Raw genomic sequence first — 26,555 nt, 5'->3', positions numbered from 1 at the left:
CGTGGCCGTGCGTCCTTGCGTTAATTCGGGTGCGGGACGTCCGGTGGCGGGGTAGCGTTGCCGCATGCGTATGTGACGCCCCACCTCCGAGCCCGGTCCACCGCCGCCAGTGCCGTGGACCCGTCCTGCTCCGGGCGTCCGCATTCCTTCCCCGCCACCGTCGGTCGCGGTGTCTGTCGTGATCGGAACGCACCGGAGCCCTCGCTCGGCGCGTCCCGGTCGGCGCGCCCGCACGACAGGAGGCCCGCGAATGCCCGCGAAGCGCAATCCGAAGAAGTCCCGCAAGCAGTCGTCGCCGCAGGTGACCACGCCGAACCTCGACGCGCTCATGGAGACGCCACCCGCGGTGGTGCTCCCCACCGAGCCGTTGGCGTCCACCGTGTCCCCGGTGGTGCTTCCCACCGAGCCGGCGGCGCCCGCCGTGTCCCCGGATGCGGTGTCGCCAGTCCTGGCTGCGCCGACGGTGTCGCCCTCGGAGTCTCCGGAGACCCCGGTCCTGCCGGGCGCATCCGCGACGCCGCCCAGATCGGGTCCACCGGCAGGGCAGCAGGCCCGGTTCACCGGGCGGAGCCAGCGCGCCGGCCAGACCCGGTTCTACGCCTTCCGCCGCAGCTGACCGACAGCCCGCCCACCGGGCAGGCCCCCTCATCCGGGGCCTGCCCGAGCATCCCCGAAGATCTTGGAAGATTCCGGCCCCCATAGGGGCCCTTCCGTACCAAGATCTCGCCCGACCCTGGCTGATCATGAGGTTGGCGGCGACAAAACGGGCAACCGGTACCGTCAACTTCATGATCAACGGGGCGGGGCGGGGGGCGGGGCGCTGGGCGGGGACTGGGCTCGGGGTCAGCCGATCAAGGGGCGGAAGGTGCCCAGGGCGATGCTTGTGGCCAGGGCGCCGGCTGCCAGCAGGGCGGCGCCCGCGACGAGCAGCGCGTCGGCGCGGGTGAAGCGCTGCGGGCGGGCCACGGTGCGCGGCGTACCCGCGTCGAAGCCCCGCGCGTCCATCGCCACGGCCAGCCGGGTACCCCGCCGGATGGCGCCCACCAGCAGCGTGAACGCGGTGGACGCGAACAGCCGCAGCTTCGCCACCGGGTTGCGGCCGGCGTCCACGCCGCGGGCCCGGCGGGCCATGCTGATCATCCGCCACTCCTGTTCCAGCAGCGGCACCATCCGGAACGCGGCGAGCGCCCCGATGGCGAACCGGGCGGGCGTCTTCGCGTTCTGGATCAGCGCATCGGCCAGGTCGGTCGGGTCGGTGGTGGCGAACACGACGATGCCTGGTAGCGCCACGGCGAGCATCCGCAGCACGAGGCCCAGCGCGGTGACGAGCACCCCCTCGGTGACCAGCACCGGGCCGGCTTCGAGCAGGACACGGCCGGAGCGGTCGGCCGCGAAGAGCACAAGCGTGACGAGGATGCCCACGGCACCGGCGAGCAGCGGCCAGGCCCGGCGGGCGAGCACCCGGTAGCGGACGCCGAACAGCGGGAGCACCGCGAGTTCGACGGCGATGGCGACGGCCGGGGCCACCGGGTCGAGCGTCGCCACCAGGATCAGCGTGAAGACCACGGCGGCGGCCAGCTTCGCCACCGGGTTGCGCCGGGCCAGCGGTGCGCCGGGTGCGGCGACCGGTTCGAGGCCGATCACGCGACCACCCCGTCGGGGGAGCGGGGCAGGGTGAGCGTCCGGTCGGCCAGCGCGGCGACGAAGTCCTCGTCGTGGGTCACCGTGACCACGCCGTGCCCGGCGTCGCGCAGCTCGGCGAGCAGGTCGACCAGCTCCAGCCAGGTCCGCCGGTCCTGGCCGAACGTGGGCTCGTCGCAGATCAGCAGGCGGGGCGCGGTGGCCAGGGCCGTCGCCACGCTCAGCCGCCGCGCCTCCCCACCCGAGAGGGTGTACGGGTTGGCGCCGGCCAGCCGGTCCAGCCGCAACCGGTGCAGCAGCTCGTCGACGGTGGCGGTGACCGCCGACTCGGGCCGGCCGGTGCGGCGCGGGCCGAGCGCCAGTTCGTCGCGCACAGTGGCGGTGACGAACTGGTGTTCCGGGTCCTGGAACACCGAACCGATCCGGCGTACCAGCGCGGGTGCCCGCCAGCGGTGCGGGGGAGTACGTGCGTCCCGCCCGGCGAGTTCCGCCGACGCGGTGACGGCGCCCGTGCCGGGCTTCAGCAGGCCGCCCAGGAGCAGTGCCAGTGTGGACTTGCCGGCCCCGTTGGGGCCGAGGACGGCGAGCGCCTCGCCGGCGCGTACCCGAAGATCGGTGGGGTCGAGCCGCGGCGGCAGGCCGAGCCGCTCCGCGGTGAGCAGCACGTCGCCGGGCGGCGTGGTGGCGTGCCGGGGCGGCGCGACGTGCCCGGGTACCCAGACCCCGGCGGCGGCCAGCGCCTCGCCGTGCGCGGCGAAGACCGCGTCGGGCGCCCCGTCGGCGCGGACCCCGCCGCCGGGTTCCAGCACCACGACGCGGTCGACAAGCGGCAGCGCCTCGGTGACCCGGTGCTCGACCAGGACCATCGTGGTGTCCGGGTCGAGCGCATTCGCGACGGCCCGGCGGATCAGGCCGGCGCCGGCCGGGTCGAGGTTGGCGGTGGGCTCGTCGAGCAGCAGCAGCCCGGGGCGCAGCGCGAGCGTGCCGGCCAGCGCGAGCCGCTGCTGCTCGCCGCCGCTGAGCGCGGCGGTGGGGCGGTCCCTGTCGTACGGGAAGCCGACCCGGTGCAGCGCCTCGTCGACGCGGGGCCAGATCTCCCCGGCGGGTACGCCACGGTTCTCCAGCCCGAACGCCACGTCGTCACCGGAGCGGGCCATGACGAGTTGGGATACCGGGTCCTGGAAGACGATGCCGACGCGCTCGCGGGCCTTGCGCGGGTCCAGCCCGTCGATCTCGACGGTTCCCTCCTGCTCGCCGGAGTCCTCCGGCAGCAGCCCGGCCAGCGCCGCCAGCAGCGTGCTCTTGCCGGCGCCGGAGGGTCCGAGCAGCAGCACCCGCTCGCCGCTCTCCACGCGCAGATCCACCCCGCGCAGAGCCCAGCGTTTCCGTCCCCCGTGCCGCCACCCGAACCCCCGCAGCACCACCCCGCTCACCGCCCACCCACCCCCTCTCCCGGCCCAGCCTGCGTGATCAAGGAGTTCGCGTCCGGGAAACCGTGCCCGGCGGACGCAAACTCCTTGATCACCGGGGCGGTGCGAGGCGAGCCTCAGACCAGGGCGCGATCCCGGCCGGCGGGGAAGCGGTCCAGGACGCCGGTGTTCGCCAGCGCGCGGGTGAGGACGTGCGCGCCCAGACCGGCGACGATAGTGGCGCTGACAATCGTGATCAGCGCGTACGGGAGGCGGTAGGAGGCGAAGTCGAACGCCTTGTTCCAGTAGACGAAGTCGAAGATCGCCGCGCCGAGACCGGTCAGCGCACCGGCCAGCACCGCCACCGGCAGTCGGAACGAGCGGTACCGGAACGCGGCGAAGGCCAGCTCGGCGCCGATGCCCTGCATCAGGCCCTGGAGGATCACGATGCTCGCCCACTGGCTGCCCAGCAGGGCGGAGATGATCGCGGCCACGGTCTCGCAGTACAGCGCAGCGCCCGGCTTGCGGATGATCAGGCCGGCGAGCACCGCCGGGATCAGCCACACGCCGTAGAGCACGGCCTGTGCCGGCGGGAAGAACGCGAACGCCGCGTCGGTGGCGCTCCAGAGCAGGCCCCAGGCCCAGAAGACGACGCCGAAGGCGACGGCGATGACCGAGGCGACGACGATGTCGACGGTACGCCAGCGGTTGCTGTCGGTACGGTTCACGGTTGGCTCCCAGTTCGTCGAGGTGAACCAGGAGAAGACGCACGCCGCGCCCGGTGGTCACCGGACGGCGACGCGGCTGGAGGTCGACCGAACTCCCTGCGCTGGCATTACCCAGATCAGGTTCGAGGGTCTGCGGGCACCGGCCCGCACTCTCAGCGCTGTGCGCTCCCCTGTCGGATGTGAAGTTGTCTCGTCGCAGACGCTAGCACCGACCACGGCCCCCGGCCCAGCAGGGCGAGTGTCGGTATGGTGGCGATCATGCTGGTGGATGCGCGGGGACTGACGTTCGAGGTACGCGCCGGCGGCCCCGAGGGCGGTGATCCCGTCCTGCTGCTGCACGGCTTCCCGCAGCACTCCGGTGAGTGGGACGCGGTCACGCCCGCGCTGCACGCCGCCGGGCTGCGCACGTACGCGCTCGACCAGCGCGGCTACTCGCCCGGCGCGCGTCCGGCCGACGTCGGGGCGTACCGGATTCCGGAGCTGGTGGCCGACGCGGCCGCGGTGCTCGACGCGCTCGGGGTGACTCGCGCCCACGTGGTCGGCCACGACTGGGGCGCGATCGTGGCGTGGGGCCTGGCGGCGGCGCACCCGGACCGGGTGCGGACGCTGACCGCGGTGTCGGTGCCGCACCCGTCCGCGATGGGCCACGCGCTCGCCACCGACCCCCGGCAGAAGGTCAAGTCCGCGTACATCGCGTTGTTCCGCAAGCCCGGTACGGCGGAGAAGGTGCTGCTGGCGTGGAACGGCGCCACGCTGCGCAAGCTGCTGAGCGGCGTGGGCGACGCCGAGGCGGTCGCCCGGTACGCCGAGCCGATGCGCGAGCCGGGCGCGTTGACGGCGGCGCTGAACTGGTACCGCGCGATGACCGGGGCGGACATGAAGGCGGTCGCGCCGGTCGGGGTGCCTACTACGTTCGTCTGGAGCGACAAGGACGTGGCGATCGGCCGGACGGCCGCGCAGGCGTGCGCGGCGCACGTCACCGGTGACTACCGGTTCGTGACGCTGTCCGGCGTCAGCCACTGGATCCCGGACGAGGCGCCCGGCCCGTTGGCCGAGGCGATCCTCGCCCGGTGCGCAGGAACGGAGGAGGCATGACGGCGAGCGCCGAGGCGTACCTGGCGGTGGTGACCGAGACGATCGGCCGGGTCGCCGCCGAGCAGCGGCAGAACGTCGCCGAAGCGGCCGACCTGATCGCGGCGGCACTGCAGGCCGACGGGGTGGTGCACGCGTTCGGCACCGGGCACTCCGAGGCGCTGGCCATGGAGATCGCCGGGCGGGCCGGCGGCCTGGTGCCCACCAACCGGATCGCGCTGCGTGACCTGGTGCTGGTCGGCGGCGACCCGGCCGACGTGCTCGGCCCGAAGCTGGAACGCGATCCGGCGGTGGCGCACCGCCTCTACGAGCTGGCGCCGATCCGGCCGCAGGACGTGTTCGTGCTGGCCTCGAACTCGGGCGTGAACGGGGCGATGGTCGAGTTCGCGTCCGTCGTGAAGGAACGCGGGCACGGCCTGGTGGCGATCACCTCCGCGCAGCACTCGGCGCGGATGACCTCGCGGCACCCGTCCGGCCGCAAGCTCGCCGACTTCGCCGACGTGGTGCTGGACAACGGTGCCCCGTACGGCGACGCCACGCTGCCGCTACCCGGCGGCGGCGCGGTCGGCGCGGTCTCCTCGATCACTGCCGCGCTGCTGGCCCAGCAGATCGTCACCGAGGTGGTGGCCCGGCTGGTCGCGGCGGGGCAGCGCCCGCCGGTCTACCTGTCCGCGAACATCACCGGCGGCGACGAGCACAACGCCGAGCTGGAGGCACGGTACGCGGGCCGCATCCGCCGGGGATCCTGAACCGGTTTCGTGATCAGCCGTACGGGGCACAGGCGCTCCTGCCGGTGGGCGTTCACCCGCCGGCCGTGCCGTCTCCCGGGGAGGTCCGCGAGTGTCAAAGGAATCCGAGAAGCAGCGCTGGCAGCGCAACTTCGCCGATCTGTTGCAGGAGCTGCGGGTCGCGCAGACAGGCGTGCAGATCCTCTTCGCCTTCCTGCTGACGCTGCCGTTCAGCAACGGGTTCGGCCGGACCACGGAGTTCCAGCGCGACGTCTACATCCTGGCGCTGCTGACCGCCGCCGCGTCCGCCGCGATGATCATCTCTCCGGTCGCGTTCCACCGGGCGCTGTTCCGGCAGGGGCGTAAGCCGGAGCTGGTCCGGTTCGCCCACCGGATGGCCACCGGCGGCCTGTTCTTCATGCTGATCGCGATGGTCAGCTCGGTCCTGCTGGTCACCGACTTCGTGCTGGACCGGCCGATCGCGTTCCTGCTCAGCGCGCTCACCGGCGTGTGGTTCCTGATCTTCTGGGCGATCCTGCCGTTCAGCAGGCGCAACTGGGGTGAGGACGACATCGACGACGAGGACGACAGCCCTCAGTCGCTGACCGACTGACGGTCCGCCAAATCGGACGTGCACGCAGCGCTACCCCTGGGTAACACCCGGGGGTAGCGTCGTTTTCGTCGCACGTGTCGACGCAGCCGGACCGACGAGGAGGCAGCCGTGACCACGACCCAGAACAGCCGGCCCGAGTCACCGGACGGCGCGGGGCCGCTGCCCACCGAGGCGGGCCAGGTCTCCGAGAAGGAGGCCCGCCAGGTCGCCGAGGCGGCCCGCGAGTCGGCCTGGGACCGGCCCAGCTTCGGCAAGGAACTGTTCCTCGGCCGGTTCCGGCTCGACCTGATCGACCCGTGGCCCCGCCCCGACCCGGCCGAGGTGGCCCGCGCCGACGAGTTCCTCGGCGCGCTGCGCGCGTACCTGACGTCCGAGGTGGACGGCGAGGCGATCGAGCGGGACGCGCGCATCCCCGACGAGGTGTTCCACGGCCTGGCCGGGCTCGGCACGTTCGGCATGAAGATCGACCGGAAGTACGGCGGGCTGGGGCTGAGCAACCTGCACTACTGCCGGGCGCTGATGCTCGTCGGCTCGGTGAACCCGGCGGTCAGCGCGCTGCTCTCCGCACACCAGTCGATCGGCGTGCCGCAGCCGCTGAAGATGTTCGGCACGCCCGAGCAGAAGGATCGGTTCCTGCCCCGGCTCGCCGCCGGTGAGGTCTCCGCGTTCCTGCTCACCGAGCCGGACGTCGGCTCCGATCCGGCCCGGCTCGCCACCACCGCCGAGCCGACCGCCGACGGCACCGGCTACCGGCTCAACGGGGTGAAGCTCTGGGCCACCAACGGCACGCTCGCCACGCTGCTGGTGGTGATGGCCCGGGTGCCGGCCGGTGAGGGGCGGCGCGGCGGCATCACCGCGTTCGTGGTGGAGGGCGACAGCGACGGCATCACCGTGGAGCGGCGCAACTCCTTCGTCGGGCTGCGCGGCCTGGAGAACAGCCTCACCCGGTTCCACGACGTGTTCGTGCCGAAGGAGAACGTGATCGGCGGTGAGGGCAAGGGCCTCAAGATCGCTTTGACCACGTTGAACACCGGCCGGCTCTCGCTGCCGGCCATGTGCGTCGGCGCCGGCAAGTGGGCGCTCAACGTGGCCCGCGAGTGGGCGGCGGACCGGGTCCAGTGGGGCCGCCCGGTGGGCGAGCACGAGGCGGTGGCGAAGAAGCTGTCCTTCATCGCCGCCACCACGTACGGCATGGAGTCGATGCTCGACCTGTCCTGCATGCTCGCCGACGACGACCGCAACGACATCCGGATCGAGGCGGCGCTGGTCAAGCTCTACGCCAGCGAGATGGCCTGGCGGATCGCCGACGAGCTGATCCAGATCCGCGGTGGCCGCGGCTACGAGACGGCCGACTCGCTCGCCGCTCGCGGGGAACGGCCGGCCGCCGTCGAGCAGCTCCTGCGCGACCTGCGGATCAACCGGATCTTCGAGGGCTCCACCGAGATCATGCACCTGCTGATCGCCCGCGAGGCGGTCGACGCGCACCTGTCCGTCGCCGGCGACATCATCGACCCCGACGCCGGGCTGGGCCGCAAGGCGAAGGCGGGCGCGCGGGCCGGCGCCTTCTACGCGAAGTGGCTGCCCACGCTCGCCGTCGGCAAGGGGCAGACGCCCGGGGCGTACCAGGAGTTCGGGCCGCTGGCCGGGCACCTGCGCCACGTCGAGCGGACCTCCCGCAAGCTGGCCCGGTCGACGTTCTACGCGATGTCCCGCTGGCAGGGGAAGATGGAGCGCAAGCAGGCGTTCCTCGGCCGGGTGGTGGACATCGGCGCGGAGCTGTTCGCGATGAGCGCGGTCTGCGTCCGGGCCTACGCCGAGCGGGACGCGCACCCGGAGAACGTCGAGCTGGCCGACCTGTTCTGCCGTCAGGCGCGGCTGCGCGTCGACGAACTGTTCACCGGTCTGTGGTCGAACACCGACTCGGTCGACGTGGCCGCCGCCAAGCGGATCGTCGCCGGCCGGTACGCCTCGGTGGAGGAGGGTGTCGTCACCCCGCCCGCCGACCTGCCCTGGGTGGCCCGCTGGGAACCGGGGGCGTCCACCGAGCAGGACGTCCGCCGTCGCATCCCGCCCGCCGGCTGACCCCGCCCCGCCCGCCCGGCGGTCGTCCCACCCGGACGGCCGCCGCGGGCGGTCAGCGCGCGATCGCCCAGGCCAGGACGCCGGCCAGGATCAGGCCGTTGAGCCCGGCCAGCACCAGGTACGCCGACGGCGGGATCTTGCGGCCCTTGCGGACGAAACTCACCAGCACGGCCGCGTACCCGAGCAGCAGCACGGCGACGACGATCAGGAAGTACAGCACCCGCACACCTTACCGGCCGCCGCGCAGCCCCAGTTCGCGCAGCTCCAGCGCGGCGAGCGCGTCGACAGTCGCGTCGTCGCCGCGCCGCCACGCCTCGGCGACGTCGGGCGCGATCCGGGTCAGCTTCGACAGCGGCTGACCCGCCAGTGCGCGCAGCGCCAGCAGGTCCCGGCCGGCCGGGACGCCCGCCAGGGCCTTCGCCGCGCCGGCCCGGCGCATCCAGCGCAGGCGCAGCGGCAGCCAGCCGAACAGCACCAGGCCGAGCGGGAACACCAGCACCGCGACGGTCAGCCCGAGCGCGAGCTGCCCGACCAGCTCCTGCTGGTCGCGGCCCGCCTCGGCGACCGCGCGGGCGGCGTCGGCGGCACGGGTGAACGGCGCGGTCAGCTCGTCGCCGACGATCGGCACCCGGCCGACCTTGCCGCCGGCGTCGGCCAGGTTGTCGGCGAGACCACCGCCGGCCCCCTCCAGCTTCTGCCCGGGTACGGCGAGCTTCTCGACCACGTCGTGCAGCCACAGCGCGAAGCGGATCGCCGCGTACACCCAGACGACCACGAGCAGGTCGGTGAGGAACTGGCGGACGGCGGTGGGAAAACGGTCGGCGTAGATCTTCACGCCGGACAGCGTCCCACGGCGCGGGCGCGTCGGCACCTGGCCGATTTCCCGCTCAGTGCGACCCTTCACCGGCGTGACTGACGGCGTCCGCCACGATGTGCGCGACGTGGTCGTCGACCAGCGCGTACGCGATCTCCCGGCCGCGCCGCGACCCGCGCACCACCCCGGCGCCGCGCAGCACCCGCAGGTGCTGGGAGACCAGCGGCTGCGGCGCACCGAGCTTCTCGACCAGCTCGTGCACGCAGCGCTCGCCCTCGGCCAGCTCGCTGACGATCGCGAGCCGGATCGGGGCCGAGAGCGCGCGCAGCAGGTCACCCGCACCCTCGAAGGCGTCGTACCCGTTCGTGCCGGTCACCCTGTAACGGTAACCAATCCCAGCTGCGCCGGCGGGCAGGGCCTCACCGCAGCAGCACCTCGTGCTCGACCGGCTCGGGCGGGGGCGTGGCCCGGTCGGCCCGCACCCGCCGCCGCAGCGCCCGCACACCGGCCGCCGCGAGCGCGACCAGCAGGAACGAGCCGATCGCGACGAGCACCACCGACGCGCCGGGCGCGGTGTCGGCGGTGGCGGCCACCCAGACCCCGGTGCCGGCGGCGAACAGGCCCAGCGCCATGGCCGCCGTCATGGTGGAGCGGAAGCCCCGGGTCACCTGCTGCGCGGTCGCCACCGGCACCACCATCAGCGCGCTGATCAGCAGCACCCCCACCGCCCGCATCGCGATGGTCACGGTGACCGCGGTACCGACCGCGATGACCAGGTTCAGTGTCCGCACCGGCAGGCCGGACACCCGGGCGTACTCCTCGTCGTGGCACACCGCGAACAGCGCCGGACGCAGCACCAGCATGGTCACCAGCAGCACCACGCCGAGGACGCCGATGGTGATCAGGTCGGTGCGGGAGGTGGTGGTCAGCGACCCGAACAGGTACGCGTTGAGCGACCCGCTGCTGGCGTCGGAGAGCCCGACCAGCATCACGCCACCGGCGATGCCGCCGTAGAACAGCAGCGCCAGCGCCAGGTCACCGGAGGTGCGCCCGTACGCGCGGACCAGCTCGATCACCACCGCGCCGAGCGTCGCGGCGATCACCGCCACCAGCACGGGCGAGCGGTTGAGCAGCAGCCCCGCGCCGACGCCGGTGAGCGCCACGTGCCCGAGCCCGTCGCCGATCAACGCCAGCCGCCGCTGCACCAGGTAGATGCCGAGCGCCGGGGCGGCCAAACCGATGATCAGCGCGCCGACCAGGGCGCGGAGCATGAAGTCGTACTGGAAGAGATCCATCTCAGATGCCTGTCCAGAGCCGGGCGGGCTCCTCGTCGCAGTGCGGGTGCACGTGCTCGTGGTCCGGGTCGGCGTGGTGACCGGCCGGTTCGGGCACCGCGCCGTCGTGGGCGATCCCGCCCTGGTGCACCACCACGGCCCGGCTGATCAGCGGGCGCAGCGGGCCCAGCTCGTGCGCGACGAGCAGCACCGTGCCGCCGCCGTCGCGGAACGCGCGCAGCGCCCCGGCGAACGCCTCCTGGCTCGCCGCGTCCACCCCGGCGGTCGGCTCGTCGAGCACCAGCAGCTCCGGCCGGCCGGCCAGCGCGCGGGCGATCAGGGTGCGTTGCTGCTGGCCGCCGGAGAGCGTCGACACCGGGTCGCCGGCCCGGTCGGCGAGCCCGACCGCGTCCAGCGCCGCCGCCACCGCCTCCCGGTCCGCCCGCCCGGCCGGACGCAGTACGCCCCGGCGGGCCAGCCGCCCGGACGCCACCACCTCGCGCACGGTGGCTGGTACTCCGCTGCCCGCGCCGAGCCGCTGCGGCACGTACCCGATGCGGTGCCACTGCCGGAAGCGGCGCTGCGGCGTGCCGAACAGGGCGACCGACCCGGCGCCGACCGGCACCAGGCCGAGCGCGGCGCGCACGAGCGTCGACTTGCCGGAGCCGTTGGCGCCGAGCACGGCGACCACCTCTGAAGCGGTCACTGTCAGCGAGACGTCACGCAGCACCGGGCGGCCGTCGTAGCCGACGGTGGCGTGCGCGATCTCGATCACGGGTGAGGTCATGAACAGTCCAGAGCGGTTCGCAGGGTCTGCAGGTTGGTGCGCATCGCGGAGAGGTAGTCGCCGTCGGCGGGCGGGCCCTCCAGTGGGTCCAGGACCGCCGTCTTCGCCCCGACCTCACGCGCGATCGTCTCGGCGACCTTCGGGCTGACGAGCGTCTCGAAGAAGATCGTGCCGGCCTGGTGCTCCCGGGCCTCCTCGGCGACCTCGGCGAGGCGCTTCGGGGACGGCTCGGACTCCGGGGTGAGCCCGCTGATGCCGATCTGCTCCAGCTGGTAGCGCTCGGTCAGATAGCCGAACGCGGTGTGGCTGGTGACGATCTCCCGGCGCTGGCAGGTGCGCAGGCCGTCGGCGTACTCGGTGTCGAGCTTCGTCAGCTCGGCGCGCAGCGCGCCGGCGCGGGCGGTGTAGTCGGCGGCGTGGTCCGGGTCGGCCTTGCCGAGCCGCTCGGCGAGCTTGTCGCCGATGGTGGCCAGCCGGGTCGGGTCGAGCCAGACGTGCGGGTCCTTGCCGCCGCCCTCCTCGGTGTGCCCGGCCTCGCCCTCGTGGTCGTGGTCGTGCCCACCGGCGGCGGCGTCCCGCAGCGGCGTGACGCCCGCCACGTCGAACGCGCGGTCGCCGCCGTTCTGCTCCACCGCCTCGTCCACCGCCGGCTGGAAGCCGCTGAGGTAGACGACCACGTCGGCGTCGACCACCTGGCCGACCTGGCGCGGGTTGAGTTCCAGGTCGTGCGGCTCGGCGCCCGGCTTGGTGAGGTTGCTGACCGCGACCGTGTCGCCGCCGATCCGCTCGGCGAGGAACTGGAGCGGGTAGAACGCGGCCACCACGTCGACCCTGCCGGGCTCGCTCGCGCCGCCCGAGCCGTCGGCGCAGGCGGTCAGGCCGGCGGCGGCGAGCAGGGCGGTGGTTGCGGCGGTCAGGATGCGGCGCGGTGCACGAACGGTCATGGGCTCAACTGTCCGCGACAACGAAAACTATTGTCAAAAACGCATGATTGCATGTCAGCGCAGGTCAGCTCGGCTCTGCTTCGTGCGGTCAGCCGACCATGAGCTTCGCCAGCGCCACCGCGATCAACAAGGTCAACATCACCAGCCGGAGCATCCGGGTCGCCGGGGCCTGCACCGGCCAGGTGACCGACATCAGCCAGACCAGCCCGCCGGCCAGCACGAGCAGCAGGACGCCACCCGCCGGGCCGGGCGCGAACAGGCCGACAAGCACCAGGGCCAGCGCGGCCAGGAACACCGCCGTCGGGTTGAGCCGTGCCAGCCGGGACAGCACGGGACTCTGCGTACGCTGCATGCCACAAACTCTACGAGGAGGAACGCCGTGCTGGTCACCAACCGGTTCGTGGTGGAAGCCGAAACGGTGGACGAGTTCACCCGGGAGGCGCACGCCGCGCTGGCCGCGCTCGCCGCCCGCCCCGGCTACCTGCGCGGTGAACTGCTGCGGGCGCTCGACGACCCGGACCACTGGCTCCTGGTCACCGAGTGGGAGTCGGTCGGTGCGTACCGCCGGGCGCTCGGCGGATTCGACGTCAAGGTCACCGCCGTGCCGCTGCTCGCCCGATCGGTGGACGAGCCGTCGGCGTACGAGACGCTCGCCGGCGCCGCCCCGGAGGGGGAGATCGTCGTCGTCGCCAGCGATCGTGCCGCAGGCCCGTACCGCTGAGTGCCGGGGCACTACCCTGGCGCGTATGACCGCTCCCGGACCGGCCGCGCCACCCCCGTCGTCAGTTCCGCCCGCGCCGCCGGCGGACCCCGGGGTGCCCGCGCCGCCGCAGGGGCCCGGTGCCGTGCCGCCGTTCGCCGCCCCGCCCACCGAGGGCGGGCGGACCCGGCTCTGGCTCGGCCTCGGCGCGGGCGCGCTCGCAGTGCTGATCTGCTGCGGCGGAGGCGGCGCCGCGGTGGTCGGCCTGGCCGTGAGCAACGCCCAGGCGATCGGCGAGCAGGGCCGGGCCGTCACGAACGACTACTACCAGGCGCTCGTGGCCCGGGAGTGGTCCAAGGCGTACGACACGCTCTGCGACGACATCCGGCGACGCGAGCCCCGGCGCGAGTTCGAGCGGCGGGTGGCGACCGAGCCGCAGATCTCCGGCTACCGGGTCGGCGAGGTCGACCTCAACACGCTCACCGTGCCGGTGGACGTCACACTCGCCGGCGGCCGCCGGGAGGCGCAGACCGTGACGCTGGCACCGGACCAGCAGACGGGCGGCGTGGAGGTCTGCGGGGTGAGCTGACCGGCCCCCGGTATTCTGCTGGGCTCGGGACGGACACGGTCGTACCGTTGTCCCGAACAGCCCGGTTCCATCCATCTCAACCGCGCCGACCGCCAGCCGGCGTAGGAGGAAACATGCCAGCCGACCGTATCGACGCCGTCACCAGCCTCGCCAAGCGCCGGGGCTTCGTCTTTCCCTCCAGCGAGATCTACGGGGGCACCCGGTCGGCGTGGGACTACGGTCCGCTCGGCGTCGAGCTGAAGGAGAACGTCCGCCGGCAGTGGTGGCGGACCATGGTGCAGCAGCGCGACGACGTCGTCGGCCTCGACTCGGCGGTCATCCTGGCCCGCAAGGTCTGGGAGGCCAGCGGCCACATCGCCGAGTTCGTCGACCCGCTCACCGAGTGTCAGTCCTGCCACAAGCGGTTCCGGGCCGACCACCTGGAAGAGGCGTACGAGGCCAAGCACGGCAAGCCGCTGACCTCGCTGACGGAGCTGAACTGCCCCAACTGCGGCAACAAGGGCACCTTCACCGAGCCGAAGATGTTCAACGGCCTGATGAAGACCTACCTGGGCCCGGTGGAGAGCGACGAGGGCATGCACTACCTGCGCCCGGAGACCGCCCAGGGCATCTTCGTCAACTACAAGAACGTGGAGACGGTCGCCCGCAAGAAGCCGCCGTTCGGCATCGCGCAGACCGGCAAGTCGTTCCGCAACGAGATCACCCCGGGCAACTTCATCTTCCGGACCCGCGAGTTCGAGCAGATGGAGATGGAGTTCTTCGTCGAACCCGGCACCGACGAGCAGTGGCACGAGTACTGGCTTCAGGAGCGCTGGAACTGGTACCTCGACCTCGGCCTGTCCGAGGAGAACCTGCGCTTCTACGAGCACCCCAAGGAGAAGCTCTCCCACTACTCGAAGCGCACCGTCGACATCGAGTACCGGTTCCGGTTCGGCGGCAGCGAGTTCGCCGAGCTGGAGGGCATCGCGAACCGCACCGACTTCGACCTGTCCACGCACAGCAAGCACTCCGGCGTCGACCTGTCGTACTTCGACCAGGGCAAGGGCGAGCGCTGGATGCCGTACGTGATCGAGCCGGCCGCCGGCCTCACCCGCGCGGTGCTGGCGTTCCTGCTCGAGGCGTACGACGAGGACGAGGCGCCGAACACCAAGGGCGGCGTGGACAAGCGCACCGTCATGCGGTTCGACCCGCGCCTGGCCCCGGTCAAGGTCGCCGTGCTGCCGCTGTCGCGCAACGAGGCGCTGTCGCCGAAGGCCAAGCAGCTCGCCACCGACCTGCGCAAGCGCTGGGTGGTCGAGTTCGACGACTCGCAGGCGATCGGCCGCCGCTACCGCCGGCAGGACGAGATCGGCACGCCGTTCTGCGTCACCGTCGACTTCGACACGCTCGACGACAACGCCGTGACGGTCCGGAACCGGGACACGATGGCCCAGGAGCGCGTCTCGCTGGATCAGGTCGAGCGCTACCTGATCGAGCGCCTGCCCGGCTGCTGACGTCGCACGAAGAAGGGCGCCGTCGCCGACGGCGCCCTTCTTCATGTCCTCCGCGCGGGGACGACAGGTCGACATGTCTGGATCCCGCGAGGCCGGTGGCGTTAGCCGGCGGGAGCGCCGGGTAGCAGATCCCTCACCGGCAGCGGAGGGGGCGAGATGCGGCAGGCGACCAGCGGACCGACTGTCACCCCGGCGCCCGCGGTGGTGGCGCATCGGTGGCCCACCGCACTGGTCCTGGCCAGCGCCATGTTCCTGGTGCTGTTCGACAGCCTGGCGGTGGCCACCGCGCTGCCGCGCATCGGTGACGAGTTCCGCCTCGGCCCGGCCCGCCTCCAGTGGGTCGTCACGTTGTACTCGCTGAGCATCGGCGGCCTGCTGCTGCTCGGGGGCCGGCTCTGCGACCTGTGGGGGCGCCGCCGCCTGATCGTCGTCAGCCTCGCGCTGGCCACTTTCGGCTCGGCCCTGGCCGGGCTGGCGACCGCGCTGTTCCCGCTGCTGCTCGGCCGGGTGTTGCAGGGCGCCGGGGCGGCCCTCGCCATCCCGGCGACCCTGGCCTCGGCGGCGACGTTCTTCCCCGACGAGCCGTGGCGCAGCCGGGTGTTCGCGGTGGTCGCCGCCGCCGCGAACACGGCCGGCCTGGCCGGGGCGATCGTCGGCGGCCTGATCACTTCGCACCTGGGCTGGCGCTGGGTCTTCCTGGCCACCGTGCCGGTCGGACTGGTGGCGATGGTGGCGGCCCGGCTGCTGCTGCCGGCGAGCCGGCCCGAACCGGGCGGCCGGCAGCGGCTGGACCTCGCCGGCGCGGTCCTCGCCACCGGCATGCTGCTCGCGCTGATCTTCGGTGCCAACCGGATCGCCGAGTCGGGTCCGGACCCGGTCGGGCTCGGCGCTGTCGCCGCCTCCCTGGTACTGCTGTTCCTGCTGGTGCGGGTCGAGCGGCGGGTGGCCGACCCGCTGGTCCGGCCGTCCCTGTTCCGGTCGCGCCCGCTCGTCGCCGGTTGCCTCGCCTTCGCCGCGCACTCGGCGGCGTACGCGGTGGTGGTGGTCGTGGGCAGTCTCTACCTCCAGGAGATCCACGGCCTGTCCCCGGCGGGCGCCGGGCTGGTGCTGGCCCCGGTGCTGCTCGGCGCGCTGGTCAGCGCCGCTCCGGCGGGCGCGCTGATCCGCCGGTTCGGCGCGCGGCGGGTCGTCGCGGTGGCGCTTGCCCTGTGCGCGGTCACGCTCGCGCTGGTGGCGGTCAACGCGGGCGGCCCGCTGATCCTCGTGACGACGATCCTGGTCGCCTGGGGGCTCAGCGCCGGTCCGATCTACGTCGGGCTGACCCGCGTGTGTGTCGGTGACGCACCGCCGGGCGACCAGGGAACGGCCTCGGCCGTGTTCGAGTCGACCACCCACGTGGCCGGGGCCATCTCCGTGGCGGTCTTCCTCACGTTGCTCGCCGCCGGGGTCGGCTACGGCGTCGTGCAGTTCTTCGGCGCCGTGGCGGGTGGGCTGGGCGTCCTCGCGTTGCTGCTGATCATGCCGGCGGGGAACCCCGGGACCGCGCCGGAGCCCGCGCCGCAGCGGGTGGCGGCCCGGTAGGCGTCGATACCCGAGAACCCCTCCCTACACTGGTCAGGTGACTGCTCCGATCCTGCCCGCGTTGACCATCGGCCCGCACCGGGTGTGGCCGCCGGTGGTGCTCGCGCCGATGGCCGGGATCACCAACGTCGGCTTCCGCCGGCTCTGCCGTGAGCAGGGCGGCGGCATCTACGTCTGCGAAATGATCACCACTCGCGCGCTCGTCGAGCGGAACCCGAAGACGCTGCGCATGATCGCCTTCGGCGCCGAGGAGCAGCCCCGCAGCCTCCAGCTCTACGGCACCGACCCGGAGATCACCGCCGCCGCCGTACGGATCGTGGTCGAGCGCGACCTGGCCGACCACATCGACCTCAACTTCGGCTGCCCGGTGCCCAAGGTGACCCGCAAGGGTGGCGGCTCGGCCCTGCCGTGGCGTCGCCGGCTGTTCGCCCGGCTGGTCAAGGCCGCGGTGGACGCCGCGTCACCCGCCGGGGTGCCGGTCACCGTCAAAATGCGCAAGGGCATCGACGACGACCACCTGACGTACGTCGAGGCGGGGCTGGCCGCGCAGGACGCGGGCGTCGCGGCGGTCGCCCTGCACGGGCGTACGGCCGCGCAGCGCTACTCCGGCACCGCCGACTGGGACGCGATCGCCACGCTCAAGTCGGCGCTCGACGTGCCGGTGCTCGGCAACGGCGACATCTGGGAGGCCGACGACGCGCTGCGGATGGTCGCGCACACCGGCGTCGACGGTGTGGTGATCGGGCGCGGCTGCCTGGGCCGGCCGTGGCTGTTCGCCGACCTGGAGGCCGCGTTCAACGGGAGCGCCGAGCGGCGGCTGCCGAGCCTCGGCGAGGTGGCGGTGACCATGCGGCGGCACGCCGAGCTGCTGGTGGAGCAGTTCGTGGCCGGTGCGCGCAACCCGGCCCGGGGCGAGCGGGACGGTTGCACCGACTTCCGCAAGCACGTCGCCTGGTACCTGAAGGGCTTCCCGATCGGCAGCGAACTGCGCCGCTCGCTCGCCATGATCGAGAGCCTGGCGCAGCTCGACGACCTGCTCGGCAAGCTCGACCCGGCCGTACCGTTCCCGGTGGAGAACCTCGGGCAGCCGCGCGGCCGCACCAACTCCCCGGGCAAGGTCTTCCTGCCCGACGGCTGGCTGGCCAGCCGCGACGACGACACCCCGCCCGACGGCGCCGAGCTGGACGACTCCGGCGGCTGACCCCGGACACGCCGAAGGGCCCGACCCCTGTTCTGGGGTCGGGCCCTTCGGCATTGTCACTCGGTCAGGAGCTGTAGCCGCGGCTGGCGATCCAGTGGGCCAGGGCGTCCACGTCCATGCGGTACGAGGCCTGGTTCGGGTTGGCCGAGTCGGCGATCGTCACGACCTTCCCGCCGTCGCGGTAGCCGACCACGCTGATGTAGTGGCCACCCTCGAACGAGTGGGCGTTGCCGTCGGTGTCGGTCGCGGTGCCGGCGATGTTCGCCACCACGGCCCGGCCGTCGTCGACCGTGCGCACCACGTCGGCGCGCAGCTTCTCCACCTTGTCACCGGCCTTGTCCACCGGGATCTCGGTCGACTTGTAGACGTCCTTACCGGTCTCCTTGTTCAGCACCGGCGTGATGTCGTTGATGGAGTTGGTGCCGTCCTCGGTGGTGCCCATCTCCTCGGCCATCGCGTGCACGTCGATGTTCTTGCCCTGCACGCTCAGTGCGTTGCGGGCCGCGGCCGGGCCGCAGAAGTAGAAGTTGGGCTGCGCCTCGTAGCGTACGTCCAGTTCCCGCTCGCCGTGCTTGCGGTCGGTGGTGACCTGGGCGGCGGCGCGCTCGGCCGGGGTGGCCTGGGCGGCGATGGCGGGGCCGGCGATGCCACCAGCGGTGGCGACGACACCAGCAGCGGTCAGAACGGTCTTACGCAGCAGAGTGGTAGCCATGATCAGTTGCCTCTCTGTCGGGGGTACGCGGCGATGGGGGATGCCGCGAAGAAAGATCAGGTGGCCCGGTATGTGCGTCGGGGGGCCGGTGGCTCGCTCGGGCGGCCAGGGGGATGGCCTGCTCCGGCGGCTCGGGGATGTAACGACCGGGGGCCCGGGGTCATTCCCGGGGGCGCTGCCCGGCGGTGGGGCCGGCTCGACAGGCGGTCGGCCTGCTCGGCGGCCCGGGTGATGTAACGACCGGCGGCCCGGCCCGATTCCCGGCCCGAGGGGGCGGGCGGTCGGTGGGTGCGGCGCGGTCTGCCATGTACAACGCCCCGCACCCACCCCCGATTCCACCCCACCGGTGACCCCCACCACCCGAAATCCGGACACCCAACCCACCGGCCCCGCCGCCGACCCCAACCCCGCCCGCCCTCACCGCAGCCACCCGGCCCGTCCCCGCCCGAGGGGAGGGCAGCGAGTCGCCTTGGGCGACGATCATGAAGTTGGCGGCGTCTTGTGTCCGGTTTGTCGCCGTCAACTTCATGATCGACCGGGTTTGGCGTCCGCGGGGTGACGCGGGTGGGTGCCTCCGCGCGGTCAGGGGGTGGGTGGGGAGGGGGCTGGGTGGGCAGTGGGCTGGGTGGGGATCTGGGCTGGGGTGGTGGGCCAGGGGATGTCGGGGGACTGGTGGAAGGTGATGCCGGCGGTGGTCCAGCGCGGGCCCTGGCCGGCGAGCCGGCTGCGGAACCCTGACCAGTCGTGCGTCTCGCGGGGTGACCAGCCGAGTTCGGCGACGGCGGGCAGACGCGGGAAGAGCATGAACTCGACCTCGGCCAGCGTGGTGACCGACTCGGTCCACAGCGGGGCCTCCACCCCCAGCACCGCCTCGGCCGGTACGCCCCGCACGTGACTGGCCGGATCCCACTCGTATGCCCGGCGTACGTCGATCAGACCGGCCCAGTCGTGTCCGATCGGGGTGTCCGGGGCGTACTTCATGTCCAGGTACGCGTGGTTACCGGGGGAGAGGATCAGCCGGGCGCCCCGGCGTACCGCGTCGGCGGTCTCCGGGTCGTCGCCGTTCGTACCCCACCATTGCAGGACGCGCCCGTCGACGTGTTCGGCCGGGGCGAGCTGGTGCCAGCCGACGACGGTCTTGCCGGTGGCGGCGACCAGCCGCTGCGCCCGCGCCACGAACGCGCGGTAGCTGTCGGCCGGCACCTTGAACGCCTCGTCGCCGCCCAGGTGCAGCCACGGCCCGGGCGTCAGTGCGGCCACCTCGCCGACCACGTCCGCGACGAAGGCGTACGTCCGCTCGTCGGCGGGGTCGACGAAGCTGAACCCGACCTCGGTGCCTGTGTAAGGCGGCGGCGCGACCTTGCCGGGCGCCAGTTCGGGGTACGCGACGAGCGCCGCGTTTGTGTGGCCCGGCAGGTCGATCTCGGGCACCACAGTCACGTGGCGGCGGGCAGCGTACGCGACGATGCGGCGGTAGTCGTCACGGGTGTACCAGCCGCCCGGGCCGCCGCCGACCGCTGTCGTGCCGCCGACCTCGGCGAGCCGGGGCCAGGAGTCGACGGCGATCCGCCAGCCCTGGTCGTCGGTGAGGTGCAGGTGCAGGTGGTTGAGCTTGTAGCGGGCCAGGTGGTCGATCACCCGCAGTACGTCCTCGACCGGGAAGAAGTGGCGCGCGACGTCGAGCATGGCGCCCCGGTAGGGGAAGCGCGGCCGGTCGACGATCGTGCCGCCGGGGATCGCCCAGCGCGCGGCGACGGCGGCCGGGTTCTCGATCGGCGCGGGTAGCAGCTGCCGCAGTGTCTGCGCCCCGTGGAACAACCCGGCCGGGCCGGCGGCGGTGATCCGCACGCCGTCGGCGGTCACGTCGAGGCGGTAGCCCTCGTCCCCGAGCCGCACGTCGCCCGGCCCGCCGGAACCGCCGGACTCGCTGGAGCCGCCGAAGCTGCCGGGGCCGCCCGATCCGCCGGCCCCGGTGGAAACCGCCGCGGACAGCGTGAGCGTCAGCGGGCCGCCCTCGGTGGTGTCGGTGACCGGGAGCGGGAAGCCGGTGGCCGGGCGCAGCCAGCCGGCGAGCTGTTCGGCCACGTCCCGCCCGGCGGGGCTGACCCGCAGCACCGCGTCCGCGCCCAGCGTGAAGTCACCCGCCGGGTCGGGGCGCACCTGCTCGGGCGCCGGCACCACGTCGTCGAGCCGGACCGGCGCCGGCCCGGCAAGCGCCCCGGCGGCCCGGCCCGCGGCGGCCCGGGCCAACTCGGCGGAGGACGCCGCCACACCCGGCAGGCCGTCGGCGGGCGCCGCCCCACCGGTCAGGCCGGGGGAGGAGGGCGCCGCCGCCCCGGGCAGGCCGGTGGGAGATGCCGGGGCGGGCGCGCCGGGCGAGGACGCCTCCGAAGGCGGCAGGTCGACGGAAGGGCTGGTGGGAGGGGTGTCGGACGGCTCCGGCCCGATCTGCGGGGCGGCGGGGTTTGTCGGCACGGCGACGGCTCCGAGGGGTGTATTCGCGCGGGATATGGCAAAGGTCAGGTTCCGCGAGATGCAGTGACGTCCAGAGTACGAGGGGAATCGGAATTGCGTGATCGTGCTCGTGGAAGCGTTCCCAAAAACCCGTACGAACGCGAATTGTGGTGACCGTTGTGCCGAAAGTCACCGAACGCTCCCAGGTTTCTCGAAGTTCGCCTAGCCTTCGGCCCACCGACGCTGACGAGCCGGGATTGCCGGTGGTCACTACCGGGGTATGTCCGAACTGAACCTTCGTTAAGTGTCAATGGCGCGCGTGGGAGGCTCTGGTGGCAGCGCACGATTCGGTCGAGCAGAAGTACGTCTACGACTTCGCCGAGGGCAACAAGGATCTCAAGGATCTGCTCGGCGGCAAGGGGGCCAACCTGGCCGAGATGACGAATCTCGGCCTGCCGGTTCCGCCCGGCTTCACCATCACCACGGAGGCCTGCAAGGCGTACCTGACGACCGGGCGCGAGCCGGACGGCCTGGCCGCGCAGATCGAGGCGCACCTGGAGTCCCTGGAGCGCGAGATGGGCCGGCGCCTCGGCGACCCGGACGACCCGCTGCTGGTCTCGGTACGCTCCGGCGCCAAGTTCTCCATGCCGGGCATGATGGAGACCGTCCTCAACGTCGGCCTCAACGACCGCAGCGTCGAAGGACTCGCACGACAGGCGGGCGGCAGTGCTGACCGGGCCGCCTCCGGCGGCGCAGACAGGTTCGCCTGGGACTCGTACCGGCGGCTGATCCAGATGTTCGGCAAGACCGTCTGCGAGGTGCCGGGCGAGGAGTTCGAGCACGCGCTCGACGAGATCAAGAGCGCCAAGGGTACGCACAACGACCTCGACCTGGACGCCGACGACCTGCGCGGGCTGGTCGACGCGTACAAGAAGATCTTCGCCAAGCACACCGGCCGCGAGTTCCCGCAGGAGCCGCGCGAGCAGCTCGACCTCGCCATCCGCGCGGTCTTCGACTCGTGGAACGCGGAGCGGGCGATCCTCTACCGCCGCCAGGAGCGCATCCCCGCCGACCTGGGCACCGCGGTCAACGTGGTGGCGATGGTCTTCGGCAACCTCGGTCCGGACTCCGGTACCGGTGTGGCGTTCACCCGCGACCCGGGCAGCGGCGCGCAGGGCATCTACGGCGACTACCTGGCCAACGCCCAGGGCGAGGACGTGGTGGCCGGCATCCGCAACACGGTGCCGTTGCAGGAGCTGGAGCAGCTCGACAAGACCTCCTACGACCAGCTGCTCGGCATCATGGCCCGGCTGGAGGAGCACTACAAGGACCTCTGCGACATCGAGTTCACCATCGAGCGCGGCAAGCTCTGGATGCTGCAGACCCGCGTCGGCAAGCGCACCGCCGCCGCCGCGTTCGTCATCGCCGGGCAGCTCGTCGACGAGGGCCTGATCGACCTGGACGAGGCGCTTCACCGGGTCAACGGCGCGCAGCTCGCCCAGCTGATGTTCCCGCGCTTCCAGCTCGACCACGAGTTCGAGGCGGTCGCCAAGGGCATCGGCGCCTCCCCGGGTGCCGCGTCCGGCAAGGTGGTCTTCACCTCGGCGCGGGCGGTCGAGCTGGCCGCCGAAGGGGAGTCGGTGATCCTGGTCCGCCGGGAGACCAACCCGGACGACCTCAACGGCATGATCGCCGCCAAGGGCATCCTGACGTCCCGGGGCGGCAAGACCAGCCACGCCGCCGTGGTGGCCCGTGGCATGGGCAAGACCTGCGTCTCCGGCGCCGACGAGCTGGACGTGAACGTGCCGGCGAAGAAGTTCACAGTGGGCGACCACGTGGTGAACGAGGGCGACGTGGTCTCGATCGACGGCACCACCGGCAAGGTCTACCTCGGCGAGGTGCCGGTCATGCCGTCCGAGGTGGTGCAGTACTTCGAGGGTGAACTCGACCCGGAGAACACCGACGACGCGCTGGTCCGCTCCGTACACCGGATCATGACGCACGCCGACGCGGCGCGGCGGCTGCGGGTCCGCACGAACGCCGACACCGGTGCGGACGCGGCCCGGGCGCGGCGCTTCGGCGCCGAGGGCATCGGCCTGTGCCGCACCGAGCACATGTTCCTCGGCGACCGGCGCGAGCTGGTCGAGCGGCTCATCCTGGCCTCCGGCGAGAAGGAGCGGGAGGACGCGCTCGCCGCGCTGCTGCCGCTGCAGCGCGCCGACTTCATCGAGATCTTCCGCGAGATGGACGGCCTGCCGGTCACCGTGCGGCTGATCGACCCGCCGCTGCACGAGTTCCTGCCTCCGCTGGAGCAGCTCGCGGTGAACGTCGCGGTCGCGCAGGAGCGCGGCGAGGACGTCGCGAAGGAGGAGGCGCTGCTCGCCGCCGTGCGGCGGATGCACGAGGAGAACCCGATGCTGGGCCTGCGCGGCGTCCGGCTCGGCCTGGTCATCCCGGGCCTGTTCGCCATGCAGGTCCGCGCGATCGCCGAGGCCGCCGTGGCGGTCGTCCGCGACGGCGGCAAGGCCTGTCCGGAGATCATGGTGCCGCTCGTCGGGGCCGTGCAGGAGCTGGAGACGGTACGCGCCGAGGCCGAGCGGATCATCGCCGAGGTGGTCGGGGACAGCGGCGTCGAGGTGCTCATCGGCACGATGATCGAGGTGCCCCGGGCGGCGCTGACCGCCGGGCAGATCGCCGAGGCGGCCGAGTTCTTCTCCTTCGGCACCAACGACCTGACCCAGATGGGCTGGGGCTTCTCCCGCGACGACGTGGAGGGCGCGTTCTTCTGGCGGTACCTGGAGCTGGGCATCTTCGGCATCTCACCGTTCGAGTCGATCGACACCGACGGTGTCGGCCGGCTGGTGCGCATCGCCGCCGAGGAGGGCCGGGCGGCCCGTCCGGGGCTGAAGCTCGGCGTCTGCGGCGAGCACGGCGGTGACCCGGACTCGGTGCATTTCTTCCACGAGGTCGGGCTGGACTACGTCTCCTGCTCGCCGTTCCGGGTGCCGGTGGCGCGCCTGGAGGCAGGACGGGCGGCGATCACCACCACCGGCTCCGACTCCCGCTGACGAGGACGCGGGGCCGCCGGTGTTCATCGACGGCCCCGCGTACGCCCAGCGCGCCTTTCCGGCCTCCTCGGCGTAACCTGAGCTTCCGCCGCGTGTCGATCAGGAGGGGTGTCCACATGACCGCCGTCTGGGAGAACCTGGTAGTCGACGCCCGGGACCCGTCCCGGCTCGCCAGTTGGTGGGCGGAGGCCCTCGGCTATCAGGTGATCACCGACAAGCCGGACGAGGTGGAGATCCGCCGGACCCCCGACACGACGCCCGGGCTCGTCTTCGTCCCGGTCGCCGGGCCGAAGGAGGGGAAGAACCGGCTGCACATCGACCTGCGCCCGGCCGACATGGAGGCCGAGGTGGAGCGCCTCGTCGACATGGGCGCCCGGCACGTCGACATCGGCCAGGGAGACGTGGAGTGGACGGTGCTCGCCGATCCGGAGGGCAACGAGTTCTGCGTACTCCGGCAGAGGTGAACGACGCGGCGCGGCTGGTCGACGAGGCGCCGAAGGACACCGGGTACGGCCGGTCGCCGTTCGAGCGGGACCGGGCCCGCGTGCTGCACTCGGCGGCGTTCCGCCGGCTCGCCGCGAAGACGCAGGTGCACACCGCCGGCACGAACGACTTCCTGCGTACCCGGCTGACCCACTCGCTGGAGGTCGCGCAGATCGCCCGCGAGATGGGCGCCCGGCTGGGCTGCGACCCGGACGTGGTGGACACCGCCGGGCTGGCCCACGACCTGGGTCACCCGCCGTTCGGGCACAACGGCGAGTACGCGCTGGACGAGCTGGCCGCCGCCTGCGGCGGTTTCGAGGGCAACGCGCAGACGCTGCGGGTGCTCACCCGGCTGGAGGCCAAGGTGCTCACAGCGGACGGGCGTTCGGCCGGGCTGAACCTGACCCGGGCCGCGCTGGACGCGGTGAGCAAGTACCCGTGGCCGCGCCGCCCCGGCGAGCGCAAGTTCGGCGTGTACGCCGACGACCACCAGGTCTTCGACTGGCTGCGCGAGGGCGCCCCGCCCGGCGCGCGGCGTTGCCTGGAGGCCCAGGTGATGGACTGGGCCGACGACGTGGCGTACTCGGTGCACGACGTCGAGGACGGCATCCACGGCGGGTACGTCGACCTGCGCCCGCTGCTGGCCGACGCGGACGAGCGGCGGGCGCTCTGCGCCGACGTGGCCGCCACCTACTCGGGTGAGGCGCCGGAGGACCTGGGCGAGGTGCTGGCCGACCTGCTCGCCGATCCGGTGCTCGCCCCGCTGGCCGCGTACGACGGCAGCCACCGCGCGCTCGCCGCGTTGAAGGCCACCACGAGCGTGCTCACCGGCCGGTTCGTCGCCGGCGTGGTGGCCGCCACGCAGCAGCGCCACGGTCCCGGCCCGCACCGCCGCTACGAGGCCGACCTGGTGGTGCCGCGCCGGATCCGGGCGCAGTGTGCGCTGCTCAAGGGCATCGCCCTGCGGTACGTGATGCGCCGTCCCGGCGCCGAGGACCGCTACGGGCGGCAGCGGGACGTGCTGACCGGGCTGGTCGCGGCGCTGCTGGACCGGGCGCCGGACGTGCTCGACCCGGTGTTCGCGCCGCTGTGGCGGGACGCGGCGGACGACGCCGCGCGGCTGCGCGTGGTGATCGACCAGGTCGCTTCGCTCACCGATCCGGCCGCGCTGGCCTGGCACGCCCGCCTGGTGTCGCCGAGCTGACCGGATCGTCCTCGCGGAGCTTAGGCTAGCCTAAGCGGCATGACGGATCGTCCGAAGAAGCTCACCGCCGCCACGGTCGTCCGGACCACGCGGCCCACCCCGCACCTGATCCGCCTCGTGCTGGGCGGTCCGGAGCTGGCCGGGCTGCCGGTGGGCGCGTACACCGACCACTACGTGAAGTTCGTCTTCCCGCCGGCCGGGGTGACCTACCCGTACCCGGTCGACCTGGCGACGATCAAGCGGGAGTTCCCGGCGGAGCAGTGGCCGCGCCTGCGCGCGTACACCGTCCGGGCCTGGGACGCCGCGGCGGGTGAGATGACGGTGGACGTGGTGCACCACGGCGACGAGGGTGTGGCCGGGCCGTGGGCGGCGGCGCTGCGTCCCGGCGACCGGGTGTTGTTCACCGGGCCGGGCGGCGCGTACGCGCCGGACCCGGCCGCCGACTGGCATCTGCTGGCGGGCGACGAGAGCGCGCTGCCGGCCATCGCCGCCGCCCTGGAACGGCTGCCCGCGGGCGTTCCTGCGAAGGTGTACGTCGAGGTCGGCGGCCCGGCCGACGAACTGCCCCTGGCCGGTGCGGACGGGGTCGAGGTGCGCTGGCTGCACCGCGACGGGCGCCCGTACGGCGCGCCGCTGGTCGAGGCGGTCCGGGCGCTGGAGTTCCCGCCCGGCCGGGTACACGCGTTCGTGCACGGTGAGGCCGGGGCGGTGAAGGAGCTGCGGCGGCTGCTGCGCGTCGAGCGCGGCGTGCCCCGGGGTGACCTGTCCATCTCCGGCTACTGGCGGCAGGGCCTGGACGACGAGGGCTGGCGGTCCACCAAGCCGGCCTGGAACGCCGCGGTTGAGGCCGAGGAATCCGCCGCCGTCGTGTCCTGACCCCCCACCCCCACCCCCCCCGCCCCCGCCCCGCCGCGCCCTCGCCGCCCCGCTCCCGACGCCGATCTTGGAGTTGTGGCAC

At 73.0% G+C, this 26,555-nt stretch carries 26 protein-coding genes and 1 riboswitch; of the genes, 14 read left to right on the top strand and 12 right to left on the bottom strand.

The genetic code is table 11. The features are described from left to right. The first annotated feature begins 250 nt into the window (after positions 1-250). A complete protein-coding gene (locus IRY44_RS23195; protein WP_194802340.1) occupies positions 251-616 on the top strand; it encodes a hypothetical protein in 366 nt (121 codons plus the stop codon). 227 nt (positions 617-843) lie between these two features. On the opposite strand, the gene IRY44_RS23190 is transcribed toward IRY44_RS23195, so the two are convergent. The 3 genes from IRY44_RS23190 to IRY44_RS23180 form a co-directional block, all read right to left on the bottom strand. Continuing rightward, a complete protein-coding gene (locus tag IRY44_RS23190; protein ID WP_194802339.1) occupies positions 844-1,644 on the bottom strand; it encodes an energy-coupling factor transporter transmembrane protein EcfT in 801 nt (266 codons plus the stop codon). After that, positions 1,641-3,074 (bottom strand): ABC transporter ATP-binding protein, encoded by a 1,434-nt coding sequence (locus IRY44_RS23185; RefSeq protein WP_194802338.1) that lies wholly within the window; start codon positions 3,072-3,074, stop codon positions 1,641-1,643. Before IRY44_RS23185 ends, IRY44_RS23190 begins: the two co-directional genes overlap by 4 nt. Positions 3,075-3,187: 113 nt before the next feature. Next, positions 3,188-3,778 (bottom strand): ECF transporter S component, encoded by a 591-nt coding sequence (locus IRY44_RS23180; protein ID WP_194802337.1) that lies wholly within the window; start codon positions 3,776-3,778, stop codon positions 3,188-3,190. A gap of 75 nt (positions 3,779-3,853) precedes the next feature. Further along, positions 3,854-3,960, bottom strand: a riboswitch (TPP riboswitch). Between the two features lie 76 nt (positions 3,961-4,036). Here IRY44_RS23180 and IRY44_RS23175 point away from each other — a divergent pair. The 4 genes from IRY44_RS23175 (at position 4,037) to IRY44_RS23160 (ending at position 8,293) form a co-directional block, all read left to right on the top strand. Further along, complete coding sequence (locus tag IRY44_RS23175) at positions 4,037-4,873, top strand: alpha/beta fold hydrolase (protein WP_194802336.1); 837 nt, start codon at positions 4,037-4,039, stop codon at positions 4,871-4,873. After that, positions 4,870-5,619 (top strand): sugar isomerase domain-containing protein, encoded by a 750-nt coding sequence (locus tag IRY44_RS23170; protein WP_194802335.1) that lies wholly within the window; start codon positions 4,870-4,872, stop codon positions 5,617-5,619. Before IRY44_RS23175 ends, IRY44_RS23170 begins: the two co-directional genes overlap by 4 nt. A gap of 91 nt (positions 5,620-5,710) precedes the next feature. Continuing rightward, positions 5,711-6,211, top strand: a complete 501-nt coding sequence (locus IRY44_RS23165; protein ID WP_194802334.1) for a DUF6328 family protein — start codon at positions 5,711-5,713, stop codon at positions 6,209-6,211. Positions 6,212-6,319: 108 nt separating this feature from the next. After that, positions 6,320-8,293 (top strand): acyl-CoA dehydrogenase family protein, encoded by a 1,974-nt coding sequence (locus IRY44_RS23160; protein WP_194802333.1) that lies wholly within the window; start codon positions 6,320-6,322, stop codon positions 8,291-8,293. A gap of 52 nt (positions 8,294-8,345) precedes the next feature. On the opposite strand, the gene IRY44_RS23155 is transcribed toward IRY44_RS23160, so the two are convergent. The 7 genes from IRY44_RS23155 to IRY44_RS23125 form a co-directional block, all read right to left on the bottom strand. Next, entirely contained in the window at positions 8,346-8,513 is a 168-nt protein-coding gene (locus IRY44_RS23155) for a hypothetical protein (RefSeq protein ID WP_194802332.1), read from the bottom strand. Between the two features lie 9 nt (positions 8,514-8,522). Further along, positions 8,523-9,128 (bottom strand): hypothetical protein, encoded by a 606-nt coding sequence (locus IRY44_RS23150; RefSeq protein WP_194802331.1) that lies wholly within the window; start codon positions 9,126-9,128, stop codon positions 8,523-8,525. A gap of 52 nt (positions 9,129-9,180) precedes the next feature. After that, a complete protein-coding gene (locus tag IRY44_RS23145; protein ID WP_013287947.1) occupies positions 9,181-9,483 on the bottom strand; it encodes a metalloregulator ArsR/SmtB family transcription factor in 303 nt (100 codons plus the stop codon). 43 nt (positions 9,484-9,526) lie between these two features. Next, positions 9,527-10,402, bottom strand: coding sequence for a metal ABC transporter permease (locus IRY44_RS23140; protein ID WP_135241564.1), 876 nt, complete (start codon positions 10,400-10,402; stop codon positions 9,527-9,529). Position 10,403: 1 nt separating this feature from the next. Next, a complete protein-coding gene (locus tag IRY44_RS23135; protein WP_194802330.1) occupies positions 10,404-11,168 on the bottom strand; it encodes a metal ABC transporter ATP-binding protein in 765 nt (254 codons plus the stop codon). Then, positions 11,165-12,112 carry a metal ABC transporter substrate-binding protein gene (locus IRY44_RS23130; protein ID WP_194802329.1) on the bottom strand — a complete coding sequence of 316 codons (948 nt, stop codon included), beginning with the start codon at positions 12,110-12,112 and terminating at the stop codon, positions 11,165-11,167. Before IRY44_RS23130 ends, IRY44_RS23135 begins: the two co-directional genes overlap by 4 nt. Before the next feature lie 88 nt (positions 12,113-12,200). Further along, entirely contained in the window at positions 12,201-12,464 is a 264-nt protein-coding gene (locus IRY44_RS23125; RefSeq protein WP_120568528.1) for a DUF6703 family protein, read from the bottom strand. Positions 12,465-12,491: 27 nt separating this feature from the next. Between IRY44_RS23125 and IRY44_RS23120 the strand changes: the two genes are divergently transcribed. From IRY44_RS23120 to dusB, 5 genes are all read left to right on the top strand, one after another. Further along, complete coding sequence (locus IRY44_RS23120) at positions 12,492-12,833, top strand: antibiotic biosynthesis monooxygenase (RefSeq protein WP_194802328.1); 342 nt, start codon at positions 12,492-12,494, stop codon at positions 12,831-12,833. Between the two features lie 94 nt (positions 12,834-12,927). After that, positions 12,928-13,401, top strand: a complete 474-nt coding sequence (locus IRY44_RS23115; RefSeq protein ID WP_194802396.1) for a hypothetical protein — start codon at positions 12,928-12,930, stop codon at positions 13,399-13,401. Positions 13,402-13,514: 113 nt separating this feature from the next. Then, entirely contained in the window at positions 13,515-14,894 is a 1,380-nt protein-coding gene (locus tag IRY44_RS23110) for a glycine--tRNA ligase (RefSeq protein WP_194802327.1), read from the top strand. Positions 14,895-15,050: 156 nt separating this feature from the next. After that, positions 15,051-16,475 (top strand): MFS transporter, encoded by a 1,425-nt coding sequence (locus tag IRY44_RS23105; RefSeq protein WP_194802326.1) that lies wholly within the window; start codon positions 15,051-15,053, stop codon positions 16,473-16,475. A 37-nt stretch (positions 16,476-16,512) separates the two neighbouring features. Next, on the top strand, positions 16,513-17,676 hold the full coding sequence (gene dusB, locus IRY44_RS23100) for a tRNA dihydrouridine synthase DusB (RefSeq protein ID WP_194802325.1): 1,164 nt from the start codon (positions 16,513-16,515) through the stop codon (positions 17,674-17,676). Between the two features lie 64 nt (positions 17,677-17,740). On the opposite strand, the gene IRY44_RS23095 is transcribed toward dusB, so the two are convergent. Together IRY44_RS23095 and IRY44_RS23090 are read right to left on the bottom strand one after the other, a co-directional pair. After that, positions 17,741-18,388 carry a C39 family peptidase gene (locus tag IRY44_RS23095; protein WP_194801693.1) on the bottom strand — a complete coding sequence of 216 codons (648 nt, stop codon included), beginning with the start codon at positions 18,386-18,388 and terminating at the stop codon, positions 17,741-17,743. 582 nt (positions 18,389-18,970) lie between these two features. Further along, positions 18,971-20,863, bottom strand: coding sequence for a beta-N-acetylhexosaminidase (locus IRY44_RS23090; RefSeq protein WP_194802324.1), 1,893 nt, complete (start codon positions 20,861-20,863; stop codon positions 18,971-18,973). A 311-nt stretch (positions 20,864-21,174) separates the two neighbouring features. Here IRY44_RS23090 and ppdK point away from each other — a divergent pair, with 311 nt between their 5' ends. From ppdK to IRY44_RS23070, 4 genes are all read left to right on the top strand, one after another. Then, entirely contained in the window at positions 21,175-23,910 is a 2,736-nt protein-coding gene (gene ppdK / locus IRY44_RS23085) for a pyruvate, phosphate dikinase (protein ID WP_194802323.1), read from the top strand. Positions 23,911-24,026: 116 nt separating this feature from the next. Next, on the top strand, positions 24,027-24,374 hold the full coding sequence (locus tag IRY44_RS23080) for a VOC family protein (protein ID WP_194802322.1): 348 nt from the start codon (positions 24,027-24,029) through the stop codon (positions 24,372-24,374). Then, a complete protein-coding gene (locus IRY44_RS23075) occupies positions 24,371-25,597 on the top strand; it encodes a deoxyguanosinetriphosphate triphosphohydrolase (protein ID WP_194802321.1) in 1,227 nt (408 codons plus the stop codon). Before IRY44_RS23080 ends, IRY44_RS23075 begins: the two co-directional genes overlap by 4 nt. A 39-nt stretch (positions 25,598-25,636) precedes the next feature. Beyond that, positions 25,637-26,473, top strand: coding sequence for a siderophore-interacting protein (locus IRY44_RS23070; RefSeq protein WP_194802320.1), 837 nt, complete (start codon positions 25,637-25,639; stop codon positions 26,471-26,473). Positions 26,474-26,555 lie beyond the last annotated feature (82 nt).

It is taken from the genome of Micromonospora sp. ANENR4 (genome assembly GCF_015354395.1).
Taxonomy (GTDB): domain Bacteria; phylum Actinomycetota; class Actinomycetes; order Mycobacteriales; family Micromonosporaceae; genus Micromonospora; species Micromonospora aurantiaca.
The sequence above is the reverse complement of the archived record's forward strand: the minus strand, read 5'-3'. Positions and strand labels throughout refer to the sequence as shown.

Excerpts from the sequence above, each read along its gene's own strand:
- IRY44_RS23195 (WP_194802340.1), top strand. The coding sequence starts at position 251 with ATGCCCGCGAAGCGCAATCCGAAGAAGTCCCGCAAGCAGTCGTCGCCG.
- IRY44_RS23175 (WP_194802336.1), top strand. The coding sequence starts at position 4,037 with ATGCTGGTGGATGCGCGGGGACTGACGTTCGAGGTACGCGCCGGCGGC.
- IRY44_RS23170 (WP_194802335.1), top strand. The coding sequence starts at position 4,870 with ATGACGGCGAGCGCCGAGGCGTACCTGGCGGTGGTGACCGAGACGATC.
- IRY44_RS23140 (WP_135241564.1), bottom strand. The coding sequence starts at position 10,402 with ATGGATCTCTTCCAGTACGACTTCATGCTCCGCGCCCTGGTCGGCGCG.
- IRY44_RS23135 (WP_194802330.1), bottom strand. The coding sequence starts at position 11,168 with ATGACCTCACCCGTGATCGAGATCGCGCACGCCACCGTCGGCTACGAC.
- IRY44_RS23130 (WP_194802329.1), bottom strand. The coding sequence starts at position 12,112 with ATGACCGTTCGTGCACCGCGCCGCATCCTGACCGCCGCAACCACCGCC.
- IRY44_RS23125 (WP_120568528.1), bottom strand. The coding sequence starts at position 12,464 with ATGCAGCGTACGCAGAGTCCCGTGCTGTCCCGGCTGGCACGGCTCAAC.
- IRY44_RS23110 (WP_194802327.1), top strand. The coding sequence starts at position 13,515 with ATGCCAGCCGACCGTATCGACGCCGTCACCAGCCTCGCCAAGCGCCGG.
- IRY44_RS23105 (WP_194802326.1), top strand. The coding sequence starts at position 15,051 with ATGCGGCAGGCGACCAGCGGACCGACTGTCACCCCGGCGCCCGCGGTG.
- IRY44_RS23095 (WP_194801693.1), bottom strand. The coding sequence starts at position 18,388 with ATGGCTACCACTCTGCTGCGTAAGACCGTTCTGACCGCTGCTGGTGTC.
- IRY44_RS23080 (WP_194802322.1), top strand. The coding sequence starts at position 24,027 with ATGACCGCCGTCTGGGAGAACCTGGTAGTCGACGCCCGGGACCCGTCC.
- IRY44_RS23070 (WP_194802320.1), top strand. The coding sequence starts at position 25,637 with ATGACGGATCGTCCGAAGAAGCTCACCGCCGCCACGGTCGTCCGGACC.